14 protein-coding genes are annotated in these 14,671 nt (G+C 64.7%); 7 read left to right on the top strand and 7 right to left on the bottom strand.

Going from position 1 to position 14,671, the window contains the following annotated elements:
* Positions 1–8 precede the first annotated feature (8 nt).
* From ABD791_RS05685 to pip, 5 genes are all read left to right on the top strand, one after another.
* Positions 9–863 (top strand): oxidoreductase, encoded by an 855-nt coding sequence (locus tag ABD791_RS05685; RefSeq protein ID WP_345063251.1) that lies wholly within the window; start codon positions 9–11, stop codon positions 861–863.
* A 302-nt stretch (positions 864–1,165) separates the two neighbouring features.
* Positions 1,166–1,747, top strand: a complete 582-nt coding sequence (locus tag ABD791_RS05690) for a TetR/AcrR family transcriptional regulator (protein ID WP_345063254.1) — start codon at positions 1,166–1,168, stop codon at positions 1,745–1,747.
* A complete protein-coding gene (locus ABD791_RS21295; RefSeq protein ID WP_486326968.1) occupies positions 1,744–2,685 on the top strand; it encodes a DMT family transporter in 942 nt (313 codons plus the stop codon). The genes ABD791_RS05690 and ABD791_RS21295 overlap by 4 nt, the downstream gene beginning before the upstream one ends.
* Positions 2,686–3,050: 365 nt before the next feature.
* Positions 3,051–3,302, top strand: coding sequence for an alpha/beta fold hydrolase (locus ABD791_RS05700; RefSeq protein WP_345063257.1), 252 nt, complete (start codon positions 3,051–3,053; stop codon positions 3,300–3,302).
* 137 nt (positions 3,303–3,439) lie between these two features.
* Positions 3,440–4,390 (top strand): prolyl aminopeptidase, encoded by a 951-nt coding sequence (pip, locus tag ABD791_RS05705; RefSeq protein WP_345063260.1) that lies wholly within the window; start codon positions 3,440–3,442, stop codon positions 4,388–4,390.
* Positions 4,391–4,438: 48 nt separating this feature from the next.
* On the opposite strand, the gene ABD791_RS05710 is transcribed toward pip, so the two are convergent.
* Together ABD791_RS05710 and ABD791_RS05715 are read right to left on the bottom strand one after the other, a co-directional pair.
* Positions 4,439–5,293, bottom strand: a complete 855-nt coding sequence (locus tag ABD791_RS05710; protein ID WP_345063262.1) for a carbohydrate kinase family protein — start codon at positions 5,291–5,293, stop codon at positions 4,439–4,441.
* A 126-nt stretch (positions 5,294–5,419) separates the two neighbouring features.
* Complete coding sequence (locus tag ABD791_RS05715) at positions 5,420–7,675, bottom strand: ATP-dependent DNA helicase RecG (protein WP_425562235.1); 2,256 nt, start codon at positions 7,673–7,675, stop codon at positions 5,420–5,422.
* Between the two features lie 99 nt (positions 7,676–7,774).
* Between ABD791_RS05715 and ABD791_RS05720 the strand changes: the two genes are divergently transcribed.
* Positions 7,775–8,353, top strand: coding sequence for an RsmD family RNA methyltransferase (locus tag ABD791_RS05720; protein ID WP_345063265.1), 579 nt, complete (start codon positions 7,775–7,777; stop codon positions 8,351–8,353).
* 208 nt (positions 8,354–8,561) lie between these two features.
* Here the strand turns inward: ABD791_RS05720 and thiL are convergent, their stop codons facing one another.
* On the bottom strand, positions 8,562–9,587 hold the full coding sequence (thiL, locus tag ABD791_RS05725) for a thiamine-phosphate kinase (protein ID WP_345063267.1): 1,026 nt from the start codon (positions 9,585–9,587) through the stop codon (positions 8,562–8,564).
* A 24-nt stretch (positions 9,588–9,611) separates the two neighbouring features.
* Here thiL and ABD791_RS05730 point away from each other — a divergent pair, with 24 nt between their 5' ends.
* Positions 9,612–10,139: a DUF3515 family protein gene (locus ABD791_RS05730; protein WP_345063270.1), complete on the top strand. Its 528-nt coding sequence runs from the start codon at positions 9,612–9,614 to the stop codon at positions 10,137–10,139.
* A gap of 213 nt (positions 10,140–10,352) precedes the next feature.
* Here ABD791_RS05730 and ABD791_RS05735 read toward each other — a convergent pair whose 3' ends face one another.
* From ABD791_RS05735 to murA, 4 genes are read right to left on the bottom strand one after another with little or no spacing between them, the layout of a single operon-like run.
* Positions 10,353–11,453 (bottom strand): D-alanine--D-alanine ligase family protein, encoded by a 1,101-nt coding sequence (locus ABD791_RS05735; protein WP_345063273.1) that lies wholly within the window; start codon positions 11,451–11,453, stop codon positions 10,353–10,355.
* Positions 11,356–12,483 carry an NAD(P)H-dependent glycerol-3-phosphate dehydrogenase gene (locus tag ABD791_RS05740; protein WP_345063276.1) on the bottom strand — a complete coding sequence of 376 codons (1,128 nt, stop codon included), beginning with the start codon at positions 12,481–12,483 and terminating at the stop codon, positions 11,356–11,358. Before ABD791_RS05740 ends, ABD791_RS05735 begins: the two co-directional genes overlap by 98 nt.
* Complete coding sequence (locus ABD791_RS05745; protein ID WP_345063279.1) at positions 12,473–13,285, bottom strand: lysophospholipid acyltransferase family protein; 813 nt, start codon at positions 13,283–13,285, stop codon at positions 12,473–12,475. Before ABD791_RS05745 ends, ABD791_RS05740 begins: the two co-directional genes overlap by 11 nt.
* A 13-nt stretch (positions 13,286–13,298) precedes the next feature.
* A complete protein-coding gene (gene murA / locus ABD791_RS05750; RefSeq protein ID WP_345063281.1) occupies positions 13,299–14,669 on the bottom strand; it encodes a UDP-N-acetylglucosamine 1-carboxyvinyltransferase in 1,371 nt (456 codons plus the stop codon).
* Positions 14,670–14,671 lie beyond the last annotated feature (2 nt).

Raw genomic sequence — 14,671 nt, forward strand, 5'->3', positions numbered from 1 at the left:
ATTGGTTCATGACGAAAATCTTTTTGATTACCGGTGTCAGCTCCGGATTCGGACGAGCCTTTGCCGAGGGCGCCCTCGCTGCCGGCCACACGGTCGTCGGCACGGTGCGTCGCGCCGAAGACGCCGAGACTTTCGAGGCCCTCGCGAACGACGCGAGGGCGGTGCCGATCCTGCTCGACGTGACTGACGACGATGCGGTGCTCGCCGCGGTCGACGATGTCGAGAGACGAGTCGGGCCGATCGACGTCCTGATCGCCAATGCTGGATATGGCCACGAAGGCGTCCTGGAGGAATCGCCGATGTCGGAACTGCGCCGTCAGTTCGATGTGAATGTTTTCGGAGCGGTTTCCATCATCAAGGCTGTCCTGCCGGGCATGAGAGAAAGGCGCACCGGGCACATCCTGGGTGTGACGTCGATGGGCGGCCTCATGACCGTGCCCGGTCTCGCCTACTACTGCGGTAGTAAGTTCGCGCTCGAGGCCATCCTGGAGACTCTGGGCAGAGAGGTTGCCTCTTTCGGCATTCACGTCACGGCGGTCGCTCCCGGTTCGTTCCGGACCGATTGGGCCGGGCGATCCATGGTGCGCACCGCCCGCTCCATCGACGACTACGACGATTTGATGGACCCGATCCGCGCCAACCGTGAGGCTGCCAACGGAAACCAGTTAGGTGATCCCGCGAAGGCAGCGCAAGCAGTTCTCGCTGTCCTCGATAGCGACAACCCACCGGCCCACCTCCTTCTCGGCTCCGACGCGCTCCGCCTCGTTACCGCAGGACGCGCAGCGTTCACCGCCGAGATCGAACAGTGGTCCGAGCTCTCGCGCTCAACCGACCTCGTCGGTGGAGCGCAGATCGCCGGGTGAACACCCCTCCCATGCCTCCACCTGTACGCTACGTCACCATCCATGCCCATCTGCAGGCAATTGGGCGAGCTGGGCGTCAGACCGCACGGCCAGCCAGCGGGCGCTTCGAAACGGACTTGGCACGAGTTGATCCCCGAGCGAGTTGCCCGCAAGCGGAAGGACTTACGGGACCGTCGCCTCTTGTATACGACGAAGCTACCTGGCGCGACTGAGCGATGGCGTTTCGCAATCGCCTGTTTTCGGCATCTAGCGAACTCCCGATAGAGTAGGTAGGTTGGTCTAACTACTGAGAGTTGAATGCAATGAGTGAAGGTGTGGTCCGGGGCCGTCCGGCACGTGATCGTTTACTAAGGGCCGCAGCAGACTTGTTCTATGCCGATGGGATGGCTGCCACCGGTATTGACTCGATCACCGAGAGGGCAGGCGTCGCGCGGAAGAGCCTCTACAACAATTTCGCCTCAAAGGATGAGCTGGTGCTCGCCTATATTTGGGGCCGTCACCAGGAATGGCTGGAACTGTTTGAGGTGCGGGCGCGAGAGGCGCAGTCGGCGCGCGAACGAGTACTGGCCGTGTTCGACGCCTATATCGACCATGCGAATGCTGCCTACGTCCACGGGTTTCGGGGGTGCGGGCTGCTCAACGCGGCCGCCGAGCTACCTGTAGGCACTCCAGGGCGGATGGCGGTACGCGAGCACAAGGAACAGGTCGAGTCAATTCTGGCCAGCGAGCTGGCCGAAGTCATAGAAGCCGGACACGCGGCAAGCCTCGCTGAGCAACTGGCATTTGTGCTTGAGGGCGCGGTGGCGCGCGCTGGTTTGGAGGGTTCGGCGGAGCGTCTGATCCACGCCCGAGCGATCGCTGCCTCTCTGCTGGACGCGATGTGAGGCGCCAGCGGTTGCTCGCGATTGGCGCGATCACCTTCACCTCAATTTTGTGGGGCACCACGGGCACCGCCGCAACATTTGCACACGACGCCGGACCATTGGCTATTGGAGCTGCTGCGCTGGGGGTCGGCGGCATTCTTCAGGCCTTCGTTGCTGTCCCTTCGTTACTCAGCAGCCGCGGGCAGCTCCGTGCCAACTTGCCTGTGGTCGCCTTAGGTGCCTTTGCGGTGGCCATATATCCGTTGGCGTTCTACAGCTCAATGCACCTGGCTGGGGTGGCGTTGGGATCCGTGGTTTCCCTGGCGTCTGCCCCGCTGGCTTCCGGTGTGCTGGAACGGTTCGTACAGCGAACCCCGCTCAGCCGGTGGTGGTTGCTCGCCGCCGGACTCGGAGTCACCGGGAGCATCCTCCTTTGCCTCTCTAAAATGGTCCGCGACCCAAGCGATGCAGGGGCGACCCTTGCCGGCATCGCTCTCGGCCTGCTCGCCGGAATCACATACGCCACCTATTCTTGGTGCGCGCAGCGTCTCATGAGCCAGGGAATTAGCCGCGCTGCTTCGATGGGTGCGGTTTTCGGGACTGGGGGCGTCCTACTTATGCCAGTCCTGCTCCTGACCGGCGCACCCCTGATAGCCAGTAGTCAGGCATTTACTGTCGCAGCGTACATGGCTCTGGTACCCATGTTCCTGGGCTACCTGCTTTTTGGATACGGTCTTGCTCGCATCCCCGCCAGCACTGCAACCACCATCACCCTGAGCGAGCCGGCCATCGCCGCGATCCTAGCGGTGGCCATCGTCGGCGAACGCCTCAGCGTCATGGGCTGGACGGGTCTGTGCATTATTTCAGGGGCCCTCGCGGTCTTGGCAATTGCCCCCACCAACACGCGCACCCTCGTGCCGAGAGCCAGCATCCAAAATACTAGGCTGCCGGTGGGCTAAGAACCAGATAGAGCTCGGCGAGCATCGGGATAGAAACGGATGAAGATCATTTGCCGGACGGCCAGCGGGCACGGGTAATGTCGTTCTCTTCGGGTTGTTCTGGAGTCCTGGAACGGCGTCCAATGCGCAACTTCACTGCGACGACGACATTCGATGGTAAATCCTGGGTGTTCGTCATCCACCAACTTAATGCCGTCGGCCAAGTCCTCACTCATCAAGAGGTACCTCGGGAGGTACGGTCAGTAGCCGCTCTCTGGTTGAACGTGGATCCTCAGGCCGTCGATATCGGACGAATCACCTACAAACGCATCCACTGGTCCCGTCTCGCGTCCTGAGCACACACCGGTCACGGCCGAAGCTCTCGCTTGCCTGATGATCTGTCCCGCGAGGCGTATGTTTCAGACGATATTCGGCTCATCGAAGTCGTGGTCGATGGCCCCGTGGACGTGGTCGATCAATCGATGAGCGGCCATACCGCGATGCTCGTCGCCGCGAGGCGCCCAGACCTCGTGAACCGGTTGGTTTTGCTTGAAACCAGCGCCGGAGCAGACGGAGACGCTGAAAGCCAGAAGGCTAGGAGGCCATGGCCGACCAATTTTGCTCGTGGCTTGATCTGAGTCGGCCTAGGCTGACTGCACGCAAGCCGGACGTTGAGCTGGCACGGAATGGCGTGAAACCAATCGCGTTGACGCCTGCATTGAGATGCCTGGAAGCGGAGCGGCTAAGTGCAGAGTTCTCTCGTAGGCTCATTGCCGTGCCATACCCACAGATCCACCCCTTCGAAACCGGGCTGTTAACCATGCCCGACGGCAACCAGATCTATTGGGAGCTCTCTGGCAACCCGCTGGGCAAACCGGCGTTGTTCTTACACGGTGGCCCCGGGAGCGGGTTAGGGGCAGGCGGTTACCGAAGCAGGTTCGATCCGGAACGATACCTGATCGTCGGCATTGACCAGCGCGGATGCGGTCGCAGCCTCCCACTCGTCATCGACTCCCTCGATCAGGTTTCCTCGAACACCACCCAGACAGTCATTGCCGACATCGAAGCCGTGCGGACACACCTGAATGTAGATCGGTGGCTTGTTTCGGGGATCTCGTGGGGCACGACGCTCGCGCTCGCCTACGCCCTCTCGCATCCCGACCGGGTCACGGAGCTGGTCCTGGCAGCGGTGACAACCACCAGCCGGGCGGAGGTCGACTGGATCACGGAAACGGTCGGACGGCTCTTCCCGGAGGCGTGGGCACGTTTCGACAAACAGTCCGGTCGGCAGCCCGGGGAACGAGTCGTCGAGGCGTACGCGCGACGGCTTGCCCGTGGCGACAAGGACGAGCGCGACCGGGCGGCACAACAATGGGATGACTGGGAGTCGGTCCACATCTCATTAGACCCGAACTGGCGCTCGGGGCCGCTGCATGAAGACCCGATCCGTCGCCTCGTCTTCGCGACCCTCGTCACGCACTATTGGGCACACGACGGCTTCCTCCCCATCGGCGGCACTGCAATCCTCGAAAGGGTGAACGAGCTAGCCGGCATCCCCGCAGTCCTCATCCACGGACGACGCGACGTGAGCGGGCCGACAATCACACCCTGGTTGCTGCATCAAGCATGGCCAGCCAGCGATCTTGTCATCATCGAGTCAGAGGGGCACGGCGGCCCCCTTACGACAGAAGCCATGTGCTCCGCATCCGATGCATTCGTCAGCTAATGCAATCCTCAGCCACGGGCAGCACTCCCACCGGCAGCTGAGGCCGAATCAACGCCCGAGCACCGGGTGCAGATGCTCACTCTCAATCGCGATGCGGGCTTGCGCCGCAGCGGCCTCGAGGGCACGAGCAACCGGCGCACCACGCAGGGTCGCAGCGAGGAAACCAGCCATGAACGCATCGCCGGCACCATTTGTGTCCACCACGTCGGCGGGAACTGCGTCAATCTCATGCCGCGACCCGTCCGCTTCGAGCGCGATCGCGCCTGCCGCCCCGCGCGTGCACACCGCCAGGCGTGGGCCCCGCTCAAGGCAAGAGCGCATGAGTTCCCAGGGATCATCCGTTCGGTCGTCATTCATAAACACGGTCTCTGCCGCACGCAAAAATGGCTCATGGAACGCCGAAGATCCGTCGTAGTCGTGAAGGTCCACCCACAGCGGCGACTGCCCGAGTTTTCCGCGTTCCAGCAGGAGCACGCCGAGTTCGCTCAGGTCGATCACGGTGAGATCCGCTGCGGCTATCACCATCGCAATAGCGTCAAGCTCATCTTCCGCTGGCGTGGAAGGGGTCGAAACGTAAAGTGATACGCGGCCGCCGTCGTCGGTCATGAGGTTGACGTGGCGCTCGGTGCGGTCAGAGGCGATCGCTTCGACAGTGACGCCGGCCGTGGTGAGGGCGCGGCGGATCTGCTCGCCATCGTCGTCCGTCCCCAGAGGCGTGCACAAGTTCACGCCGATGCCGAGATGAGCAAGGTGCAGAGCCTTACCCGCCGAGGTGCCCCCGACTGTGTGCCAGGAGCGCCGCGCGAACTGCATGTGCGGCACAGGCTCCGGGAGGTGGTCAAGCACGATGAGGTGGTTCCACGAAGCGGGGCCGCAGACAGCAACCGCAGGATAAACAGACATGCGCCTATCCAAGCACCGCCAGGGGCCCGCCTGGCTAGAGTCACCTCGGCCGACAATCGAAATCTCCGAGCGGTACCAGCTGAAGCGTGCCCGCCTGATGCGCGCGGCGCCCGGCAAGGCCGCGACTCAGCCCTTACGGAGCCAGGAACGCTCAGACTCATCGAGCCGGCGACGCACAGCAGCGGCAAGCGGCGGGATGCTTGACAGGTCGGGATCGTCTCCGATGAGTTCCTGGGCGTGGGCGCGGGCCTGGGTAATCAGCTCGCCGTCGGTGGCGACGCGGAGCAGTCGCAGCGACGACTTGGCACCCGACTGCTCGCCGCCCAGAACATCGCCCTCCCGTCGCAGAGTCAGGTCTGCTTGGGCCAGTTCAAAGCCGTCGAGAGTGGATGCGACGGCATCGACACGCTCCCGCGCCAGGGAGTCGGCTGACGCGGTCGTCACGAGCAGGCAGAGCCCGGGAATCTCGCCGCGGCCCACCCGACCGCGCAGTTGGTGCAGCTGAGACACGCCGAACCGGTCGGCATCCATCACGACCATTGCCGATGCATTGGGCACGTCGACACCGACCTCGATCACCGTCGTGGCGACGAGAATGTCGATATCACCCGCCGCGAACGCGCGCATCGTGACATCCTTCTCGTCGCTGGACATCCGCCCATGCAGTGGTTCGATGCGTGCACTGGCGAGCTCCGGCTTGACACGCAGCTCGGCAAGCAATCCCTCGACGGTGGTCGGCGGCGTCTTCACATCGTCGCCTTCCGCCGACGGGGCTTCCTCCCCCGGCTCCCGCACCTTCGGCGAGATTGCGGAACAGACCACGAAGGCCTGTCGGCCCTGCGCGAGTTCCTCGGCGAGTCGGGTCCAGACGCGCATCGACCAGGCGGGCTTCTCGGCCAGGGGCACGACGAAGCTCTCGATCCCCTGGCGCCCGGCCGGAAGCTCGGCGATCGTGCTGACATCCAGGTCGCCGAACACGGTCATGGCGATGGTGCGCGGGATCGGGGTGGCCGTCAATACGAGCACATGCGGGGGCTGAGCGCCCTTCAAACGCAGGGCTTCGCGCTGTTCGACCCCGAACCGGTGCTGTTCGTCGACGACGACGAGTCCGAGATCGAAGAAGTGCACGGTGTCACTGAGCAGGGCGTGGGTGCCGATCACGATGAGGGCTTGACCCGACACCGTACGCAGCAACGCCTTCTTGCGTTCGGCCGTAGGAAGCTGACCGGTGAGCAGCGTCGGCATGAGTTCGGCCGCCCGGTCGGGTCCGAGCATGCGCACGATCGACCGGAGGTGCTGAGCCGCAAGCACCTCGGTCGGCGCGAGCAAGGCGGATTGCCCGCCCGAGTCGGCGACGGCGAGCATGGCCCGCAACGCCACAACAGTCTTTCCCGATCCCACTTCGCCCTGTACGAGCCGGTTCATCGGACCGCTCTCGGCGAGATCTCTGGCGATCTCGGAGCCCACCTGCTGCTGGTCACCCGTCAGCTCGAAGGGCAGGGTGCTGTCGAAATGATCGAGAAATCCGCCTCGCGTCGGCACCCGGGGCCGGGTTTCTCGTGCGCGGGCCGCGTTGTGCTGCAGCACCAGAGCGCATTGCAGCACGAACGCCTCGGTGAACTTGAGCGTGTCCCGAGCCGCCCGCCAGTCGCCATCCGCCGTCGGACGATGGATCTTCTCGAAGGCATCGCGCTGCGTGAGAAGGGTGCGCTCAGCGCGCAAGGCACCGGGCAGCGGGTCGGGCAGCGGGCCGAGACCGTCAAGAACGAGAGCAACCGTCTTCGCAATTTTCCAGCTCGGCATTGTTGCGGTGGCCGGGTAGATCGGAATTGGCGCTTCAACCCACCGACGTTGTGCATCGCTGTCGCGCGGGGGCGCGTCGGCGTCATCGGCGAAGAGCTCGTAGTCGGGGTGCGCCAGCTGCAGGGCACCCCGGTAGTCGGTGACTTTTCCGGCGAAGATGCCGCGCATTCCGCGGCGCAGGGCCTCGGCGCGCCACTTTTGGTTGAAGAAGGTGAGGGTGAGGATGCCGTTTCCATCGGAGATCTTGACCTCGACGATGGAGCCGCGCTTGGACTTCATGCTGCGTTCGCTGACCGACAGTACCTCGGCGACGATCGTGACGCTTTCCCCGCGCGGCAGTTCGTCGAGCGCGGTCAGCTCACCGCGACGGGCGTACCGACGCGGGTAGTGACTGAGCAGATCGCCGACGGTCTCCATGTCGAAGGCTTTGGCCAGCGCCTGGGCGGTGCGACCGCCCACGACCGCAGAAATCTTCGTGTCGAGGGTGGCATCGAAGATGAGGGGCTTGTCGGGTCCGGCGACGGATGCGACACCGATGGGCGGGTGTGCCGTGGTCGAGAGCGGCCCTGCAGGATCCATCGACGTCTCGCCAGGCAGCGGCGGAAGAAGCGGAGCGGAGTCAGTCACCTCCCTATCTTTTCATTCTCCGGCGCGGTCTGCCGATAGGCTCGAACTGAGATGACTCGAATTGTCGCCGGTTTCGCCGGCTCCCTGACCTTGGCCGTTCCGAAGACCGGCACCCGACCGACCAGCGACCGTGTGCGCGAGGCGATCTTTTCGGCGCTCGAAGCCCGGGATGCCCTGCGCTTCGCCCGCGTGCTCGACCTCTACGCCGGCACCGGCGGTCTCGGCCTGGAAGCCGCCAGCCGCGGCGCGCGCTCGGTTGTGCTTGTCGAGAAGAGCCAGACTGCCGCGGCCATGTGCCGCAAGAACACCGAGGCCGTTCTGAAAATGGCCCCGAACCGCGATGCACCGAAAATCTCGACCACGGGCCAGTCGGTGCAGGCGTTTCTCAACTCGGCGACCGCCGAGTTCGACCTCGTCTTTATTGACCCGCCTTACGATCTCGATGAGAGCGAACTGACCCAGAACTTGGCGGCGCTGGCTCCGCTGCTCTCCGAGGATGCCCTCGTGGTGCTCGAGCGGGGTTCGCGTTCGCCGGAGCCCGCGTGGGGCACCGGCCTCGTTCCCTCGCGGCGCAAGGCCTATGGCGAAACGATCGTCTGGTACGCGGAGCCGGCTGACGCTGACGACTGACCCCTGACCCGCTCCGGTTCAGTCGTGTCGCCACAGCCGCCTCGTTGGTCGAGGAGGCCGCCCGCGGCCGTCTCGAGACCCCGTGAGCCGACGTTTAGACGCAACCCAAGTCAAGAGATCGGCTCGCCGGGTCTCGAGATGCGCGCTCCTTCGTCGCGTGCTCCTCGACCAACGAAATAGTCACACTCGAGCGCGTTACTGGGCTGTTCTAGCCGACCGCGCCGTTCCAACCCCGGTAGGGGTCCCAGCCGCCCTGATCGTGCGGGGCGCCATCGACGAGAATCGCGCCGACTTCAGCCGTCACGACTCCGATCGCCCGAAACCCGACGGGCAGCGGCACATCAACCGGGAATGTCGCGAGAAGGCCGTGGTCTTCGCCGCCGCCGAGCGAAACCTCGATCCGCTCCCCCAACGTGCGTGAATCAAAGTCGATGCCGACGCCGCTCGCCCGGGCGATCCGTCCGGCGTCGATCGCGAGCCCGTCCGAGACGTCGAGCATCGCCGTGGCCCCGCCCAGTGCAGCGACCGGGCCCAGCACGACGGGAGGTTCGGGGCGAAGCTGAGCCGCGATGGCGTGCGGATGCGTGAGCTTCAGTTCTGCCGCACGTGCGGCATCCGGGTTGCCCGCGTCATCGACCCCGTGCCGAAACAGAAGCTCAAGCCCGGCCGCTGCCTCGCCGAGCCGACCGGCGATCGCCACCACGTCGCCGGGGCGGGCACCGGAGCGGAGAACTGGAGGCCGGCCGCCGAGGTCGCCGAATGCCGTCACGGCGAGGGTGAGGGTATCCGAGGCCGACAGATCGCCCCCGACGACACCACAGCCGGGCGACAGAGCTTCGCAGCAGGCCCTGAGCCCGTCGGCGATACCCTCGATCACGCTGATCGGAGTGTGCGGGGGTGCGGCGATGGCCACGACCAACGCCGACGGGGTCGCGCCCATCGCCGCGACATCCGACAGGTTGGTCGCTGCGGCCTTCCAGCCGAGGTCGTGCGGTGTCGACCAGGCGAGCCGAAAGTCAGGCCCGTGGATCATCATGTCCGTCGTCACGACGAAGCGACCGTCGGGCGCGGCGATCACCGCGGCGTCATCGCCAGGGCCGAGAAGTTCGGCGGTTGCCTGCGGAAGCCGGGGAAAGATGCGCGCGAGCACCTCCCCCTCGCTGAGGTCGGCCAGGGTCAGCGTGTCGGCACTGGCCGAGCCGAGCGAAGGAGTGGGGCCCGCAGCATTCGTCATATCTGAAACGGTAGCCTGAAAGGGATGACTCTCCGATTCCGCGCGCGCCATGCCGCACTCCGCCCTGCTTCGATCGCAGCACCCGTACTCTTCGTCGGCGTTCTACTGCTCTCCGGTTGCGCCGCGGCGGTTCCGCTGCAGCCGGCCGCTGATGCCACGAACGCGAGTTGCGCCGATGTCGTCGTGCACCTCCCCACCTCGGTTGCCGACAAGCCAGAGCTTGAGACGAATGCGCAGGGAACCGGGGCATGGGGAGAACCTGGCAATTCTGCCGTTCTGCTGCACTGTGGCGTGGCCGTTCCCGGACCGACGACGTTGCCCTGCGTGAGCATCAACGGCATCGACTGGATTGAAGACGACTCCGACGCACCCCTCTACCGGTTCACGACCTACGGGCGCGAACCGGCCGTCGAGGTCGTCGTCGACTCGAAAGCCGTCGCCGGTTCAACGGTCTTGGCCGACCTCACGAATGCGGTCAGCGTTCTCCCCGCCAGCGGGGCCTGCACCGGAGCCGACGACGTGGTGCTCCCGTCGGACGGAGCGACGCCGTAGGCGCGCCGCCACCATTCCGTTGATCGAGGAACGAGCGCCAGCGAGTGTCTATTAGGCATATGGGCCATTTCGTTGATCGAGGAGCGCGCGAGCTCGCGAGCACGCGTCTCGAGATCTCGCGAGCCAATCCTTGAACTCGGGTAGCGTTCAAACAGTGGCTCACGGGGTCTCGAGACGGCCGCGGGCGGCCTCCTCGATCAACGAAGTGGTCGGCTACGAACCGTGCCCGACCCGCGCGAGAGCCACCTCGATCAGCTCGTCGATCAACTGCGGATAGGTGTACCCGCTGGCCAGCCAGCAGCTCGGAAACATCGAAATGGGGGTGAAGCCCGGCATCGTGTTGAGCTCGTTGACGACCCAGCCGTCGGCGGTCAAAAAGAAGTCGACGCGGGCGAGCCCTGCACCACCGATCGCATCGAACGCGTGAATCGCCAGCGCCTGCATCTCAGCGAGCTCCGAAGCTGACAGCTCGGCCGGGCAGACCAGGTCGATACCGGCCGCGCCCTCATACTTGGCCGCGAAGTCATAGAAGTCACGACCGCTGACAACGACCTCTCCGGCGACGGATGCCCGAGTCGGCTGGCCGGGACGGTCCTGCAACACGGCGACCTCGATCTCGCGCCCGACCAGGCCCGATTCGATGAGCACCTTGTGATCCTCGGCGAACGCCGTCGCGAGGGCCGCCTCCAGCTGCGACGGAGTCGACACCTTGCTCACGCCAACGCTCGACCCGGCACGCGCCGGCTTCACGAACGCGGGAAGCCCCAGCTCGGCCAGGGCGCGTTCGGCCAGAGCGGGATCAGACGCATGGGCGTCCGCCGTGATCGTGCGCCACGGTGCGACGGGAACCCCGGCCTGCATGAGAACCGTCTTGGTGAAGTGCTTGTCCATGCCGAGCGCCGAGGCGAGAACGCCGGAGCCGACGTACGGCAGTCCGATCAGCTCGAGCATGCCCTGCAGGGTGCCGTCTTCGCCGAAGGGTCCGTGCACGATCGGAAAGACCAAGTCGACGTCGCCGAGCGCGCGCGTGCCACCGGCATCCGTCACCTGAAGCGTTCTGCTGCTCGCGCTGTCCGGCCAGATCACCCGGGTGCCGTTATCGACGACCTCGGGCATGGCGTTTGGGTTCAACGCAAATTTGGCCGGGTCATCCGTTTCAAGAATGAAGGCGCCCTCACGCGTGATCCCGATCGGGATGACGGTGTAGCGGTCGCGGTCAATTGCCGCCAGTACCCCGCCGGCTGTGGCGCAGCTGATCGAATGTTCGCTTGAGCGACCCCCAAAGAGCAGCGCTACCGTGAGCTTGTCCGTCATCAATCGTCCTTTCGCCCTGCGGTTCCCCAGAGTCGGTGGTCAGGTGGGGCGCGATGTCCCGCGGGTTCAATGTTCCGGCAAGCACCTGGCGTACCTGCTCGACAATGGGCATCTCGACGCCCTTGGCGCGCGCCAGTTCGAGAATGGGGCCGACGGATGCGAGACCCTCTGTAGTCTGCTGCATCTGCTTGGTGACATCGGTGATGCTGTAGCCCTGGCCGAGAAGCCGCCCGGCCGTGTTGTTGCGTGACAGCGGGGACTGGCAGGTGGCGATCAGGTCGCCGAGCCCGGCCAGACCGGCCAACGTTTCAGGATGAGCGCCGTAGGCGACGGCGAAGTCGGTCATTTCGACCAGGCCGCGGGTGATGATTGAGGCTTTGGTGTTCTCGCCATAACCGACGCCGTCGACGATGCCGATGGCGACGGCGATCAGGTTCTTCAGCACGCCACCGAACTCGGTGCCGATGACGTCGGTGTTCACGTAGGAACGAAAGTAGCGGGTGTTCGCGAGCATGGCGACGGCCTGCGCTGTTTCCAGGCTGCTCGACGACACGACGGCGGCCGTCGGCTGCTCCTTGGCAATTTCGAGCGCCAGGTTCGGGCCGGAGATCGCGGCAATTCGCGAGGGATCGATCGGCAGCACCTGCTCGATGACCTCGCTCATGCGCAGGCCGGTCGAGCGCTCGACGCCCTTCATCAACGACACGATGATCGCGCCGGGCGCGAGGTACGGCTCTGCGGCGATCAGATTCTCGCGCAGCGACTGGCTGGGTACCGAAACGAACACCTGCTCGGCTCCGGCGAGGGCCAGATCGAGTCGTGACGTGGCGCGCAGCCCGACCGGCAGGTTGATGCCGGGCAGGTAGTCGCTGTTGCGGCGCCCCTCTGCGATTTCTTTGGCGAGCTCTGGCCGGCGGGCCCAGAGCACGACGTCGGCGCCACCGTCGGCAAGAATCTTGGCGAACGTCGTTCCCCAGCTTCCTGCTCCGAGTACGGCAACACGGGTGGCAGGATGAACCTTAGGCTTCAAAACGGCCGGTCTCTTTCTGGTCGTGTTCGGCAGGGTTCCACCGCTTGGTCGGGGCTTTCTCACCGCGCAGGTCTTCGAGCAGCACCGTGATCGCGTCCATCACCACGGCAGTTGCCTCATTCAGCGTCGCAACATCGAGGCTCCGTCCGCGAAAGCGTGACAGGTCGACCGGGTCGCCGATCTTGACCGTGATCGTCTTGCGCGGAAACACGCTGATTTTCTTCGAGTAGCGCGGCATTAGCGCCTGGGTGCCCCAGTGGGCTGCGGGAATGATCGGAATGTTGTGCTCAAGCGCGATGCGCACGGCACCGGTCTTGCCGCGCATCGGCCACAGGTCGGGATCGCGCGTCAGCGAGCCTTCCGGGTAGACGACGACCATCTGACCCTTGTCAACGAGTCGCTCAGCAGCCTTCACCGGTTCGCTGCCACGCACCGAGCCGCCCCGTTGCACGGGAATCTGCCCCGACTTGGTGAGCAGGTAGCCGATGACCGGAATCTTGAACAACGAACCCTTCGCCATGAACCGCGGCAGGCGACCAAGTTTCCAGGCCACCACCCCCATCACAACGGGATCGATTTCGCTGTAATGGTTCGGTGCGAACACGAATGCGGTGCTGCGCGGAAACTTCTCCCGGTCACTGATCTCGTACTTGGCGACGAGATTCATGAACGGCAACGCGATCGCGGCGAGCAGCCAAAAAATCGACGGACGGCTTTTCTCCGAGCGCACGCGCTTGCCGGAACCAGCCGTCGACGCAGGCGTGGGATTCGAGGGCGTGGGATTCGCGGGTGTGGGATTCAACGGCACAGCCCTATTATCCTTCGAGATCGAAGTCAGCCCCCAACAGCTCCAGCTTGGTGATGAAGTTCTCGTAACCGCGCGAGATAATTCCGACGTTGCTGACGGTCGAGGTGCCCTCGGCAGACAGCGCCGCGATGAGGTGGCTGAAGCCACCGCGCAGGTCGGGAACCTCGATGTCGGCGCCGTGCAGCTTCGTCGGGCCGGTGATGACAGCCGAGTGGTTGAAGTTGCGCTGGCCGAACCGGCACGGGTGACCGCCGAGGCATTCCTTGTGAATCTGAATCGTCGCACCCATCTCGACCAGGGCGTCGACGAAGCCGAAGCGCTGCTCGTAGACGGTCTCGTGCACGATCGACACGCCGTGCGCCTTGGTGAGGGCGATCACGAGCGGCTGCTGCCAGTCCGTCATGAACCCGGGGTGCACATCCGTTTCGATGATGACGGGCTTCAGCTCTCCACCGGGGTGGTAGAAACGGATGCCGTCGTCGTGGATGTCGAACGCGCCACCGACCTTGCGGAAGACGTTCAAGAAGGTGATCATTTCGGCCTGGCGTGCCCCGCCGACGAAGATGTCACCGTCGGTTGCCAGCGCTGCAGCAGCCCAGCTTGCGGCCTCGTTGCGGTCGAAGAGCGCGCGGTGCTGGTAGCCCTCGAGACGCTCGACGCCCTCGATGCGAATCACGCGGTCGGTGTCGACGGTGATGATCGCGCCCATCTTCTGCAAGATGTTGATGAGATCCATGATCTCCGGCTCGATCGCCGCGCCCTTGAGCTCGGTGATTCCCTCGGCCCGCACGGCGGTGAGCAGAACCTGCTCTGTCGCACCGACGCTCGGGTAGGGCAGGTCGACCTTGGTGCCCTTGAGACCGTTGGGTGCGGACATCCGGATGCCGTTGGCCTGTTTCTCGACGACGGCACCGAACTTGCGCAGCACGTCCAGGTGGTAGTCGATCGGACGGTCGCCGATGCGGCAGCCGCCCAGGTCGGGAATGAACGCCTCGCCGAGACGGTGCAGCAATGGGCCGCAGAAGAGGATCGGGATGCGTGACGAACCGGCGTGGGCGTCGATGTCGGCGTAGTGCGCGCTTTCGACGTTGACCGGGTCGAGAATCAGTTCGCCTGGCTCGTCGCCGTCGGTGACCTTGACGCCGTGAACCTCAAGCAGCCCGCGCACAATGCGCACGTCGCTGATGTTCGGAACGTCTTTCAGAACGCTCGGCGACTCACCGAGCAGAGCCGCGACCATGGCCTTGGTGACCAGGTTCTTCGCACCCTTCAGCTCGATACGCCCAACCAAAGGGATACCGCCGCGGATGGTGATCCGATCACCGAGGAGGCCGACGGCTGCGCCATGGTTCTGCGCGTCTTGACCGAGTGTGCTCACAA

The sequence above is a fragment of the Glaciibacter kafniensis genome (assembly GCF_039538945.1).
In the GTDB taxonomy this organism is placed as follows: domain Bacteria; phylum Actinomycetota; class Actinomycetes; order Actinomycetales; family Microbacteriaceae; genus Cryobacterium; species Cryobacterium kafniensis.

What these genes read in the sequence shown, in the direction of transcription:
- ABD791_RS05730 (WP_345063270.1), top strand. Translation starts at nt 9,612, where the DNA reads ATGACTCTCCGATTCCGCGCGCGCCATGCCGCACTCCGCCCTGCTTCG.
- ABD791_RS05735 (WP_345063273.1), bottom strand. Translation starts at nt 11,453, where the DNA reads ATGACGGACAAGCTCACGGTAGCGCTGCTCTTTGGGGGTCGCTCAAGC.
- ABD791_RS05685 (WP_345063251.1), top strand. Translation starts at nt 9, where the DNA reads ATGACGAAAATCTTTTTGATTACCGGTGTCAGCTCCGGATTCGGACGA.
- ABD791_RS05720 (WP_345063265.1), top strand. Translation starts at nt 7,775, where the DNA reads ATGACTCGAATTGTCGCCGGTTTCGCCGGCTCCCTGACCTTGGCCGTT.
- thiL (WP_345063267.1), bottom strand. Translation starts at nt 9,587, where the DNA reads ATGACGAATGCTGCGGGCCCCACTCCTTCGCTCGGCTCGGCCAGTGCC.
- ABD791_RS05710 (WP_345063262.1), bottom strand. Translation starts at nt 5,293, where the DNA reads ATGTCTGTTTATCCTGCGGTTGCTGTCTGCGGCCCCGCTTCGTGGAAC.
- ABD791_RS05690 (WP_345063254.1), top strand. Translation starts at nt 1,166, where the DNA reads ATGAGTGAAGGTGTGGTCCGGGGCCGTCCGGCACGTGATCGTTTACTA.
- ABD791_RS05715 (WP_425562235.1), bottom strand. Translation starts at nt 7,675, where the DNA reads ATGGATCCTGCAGGGCCGCTCTCGACCACGGCACACCCGCCCATCGGT.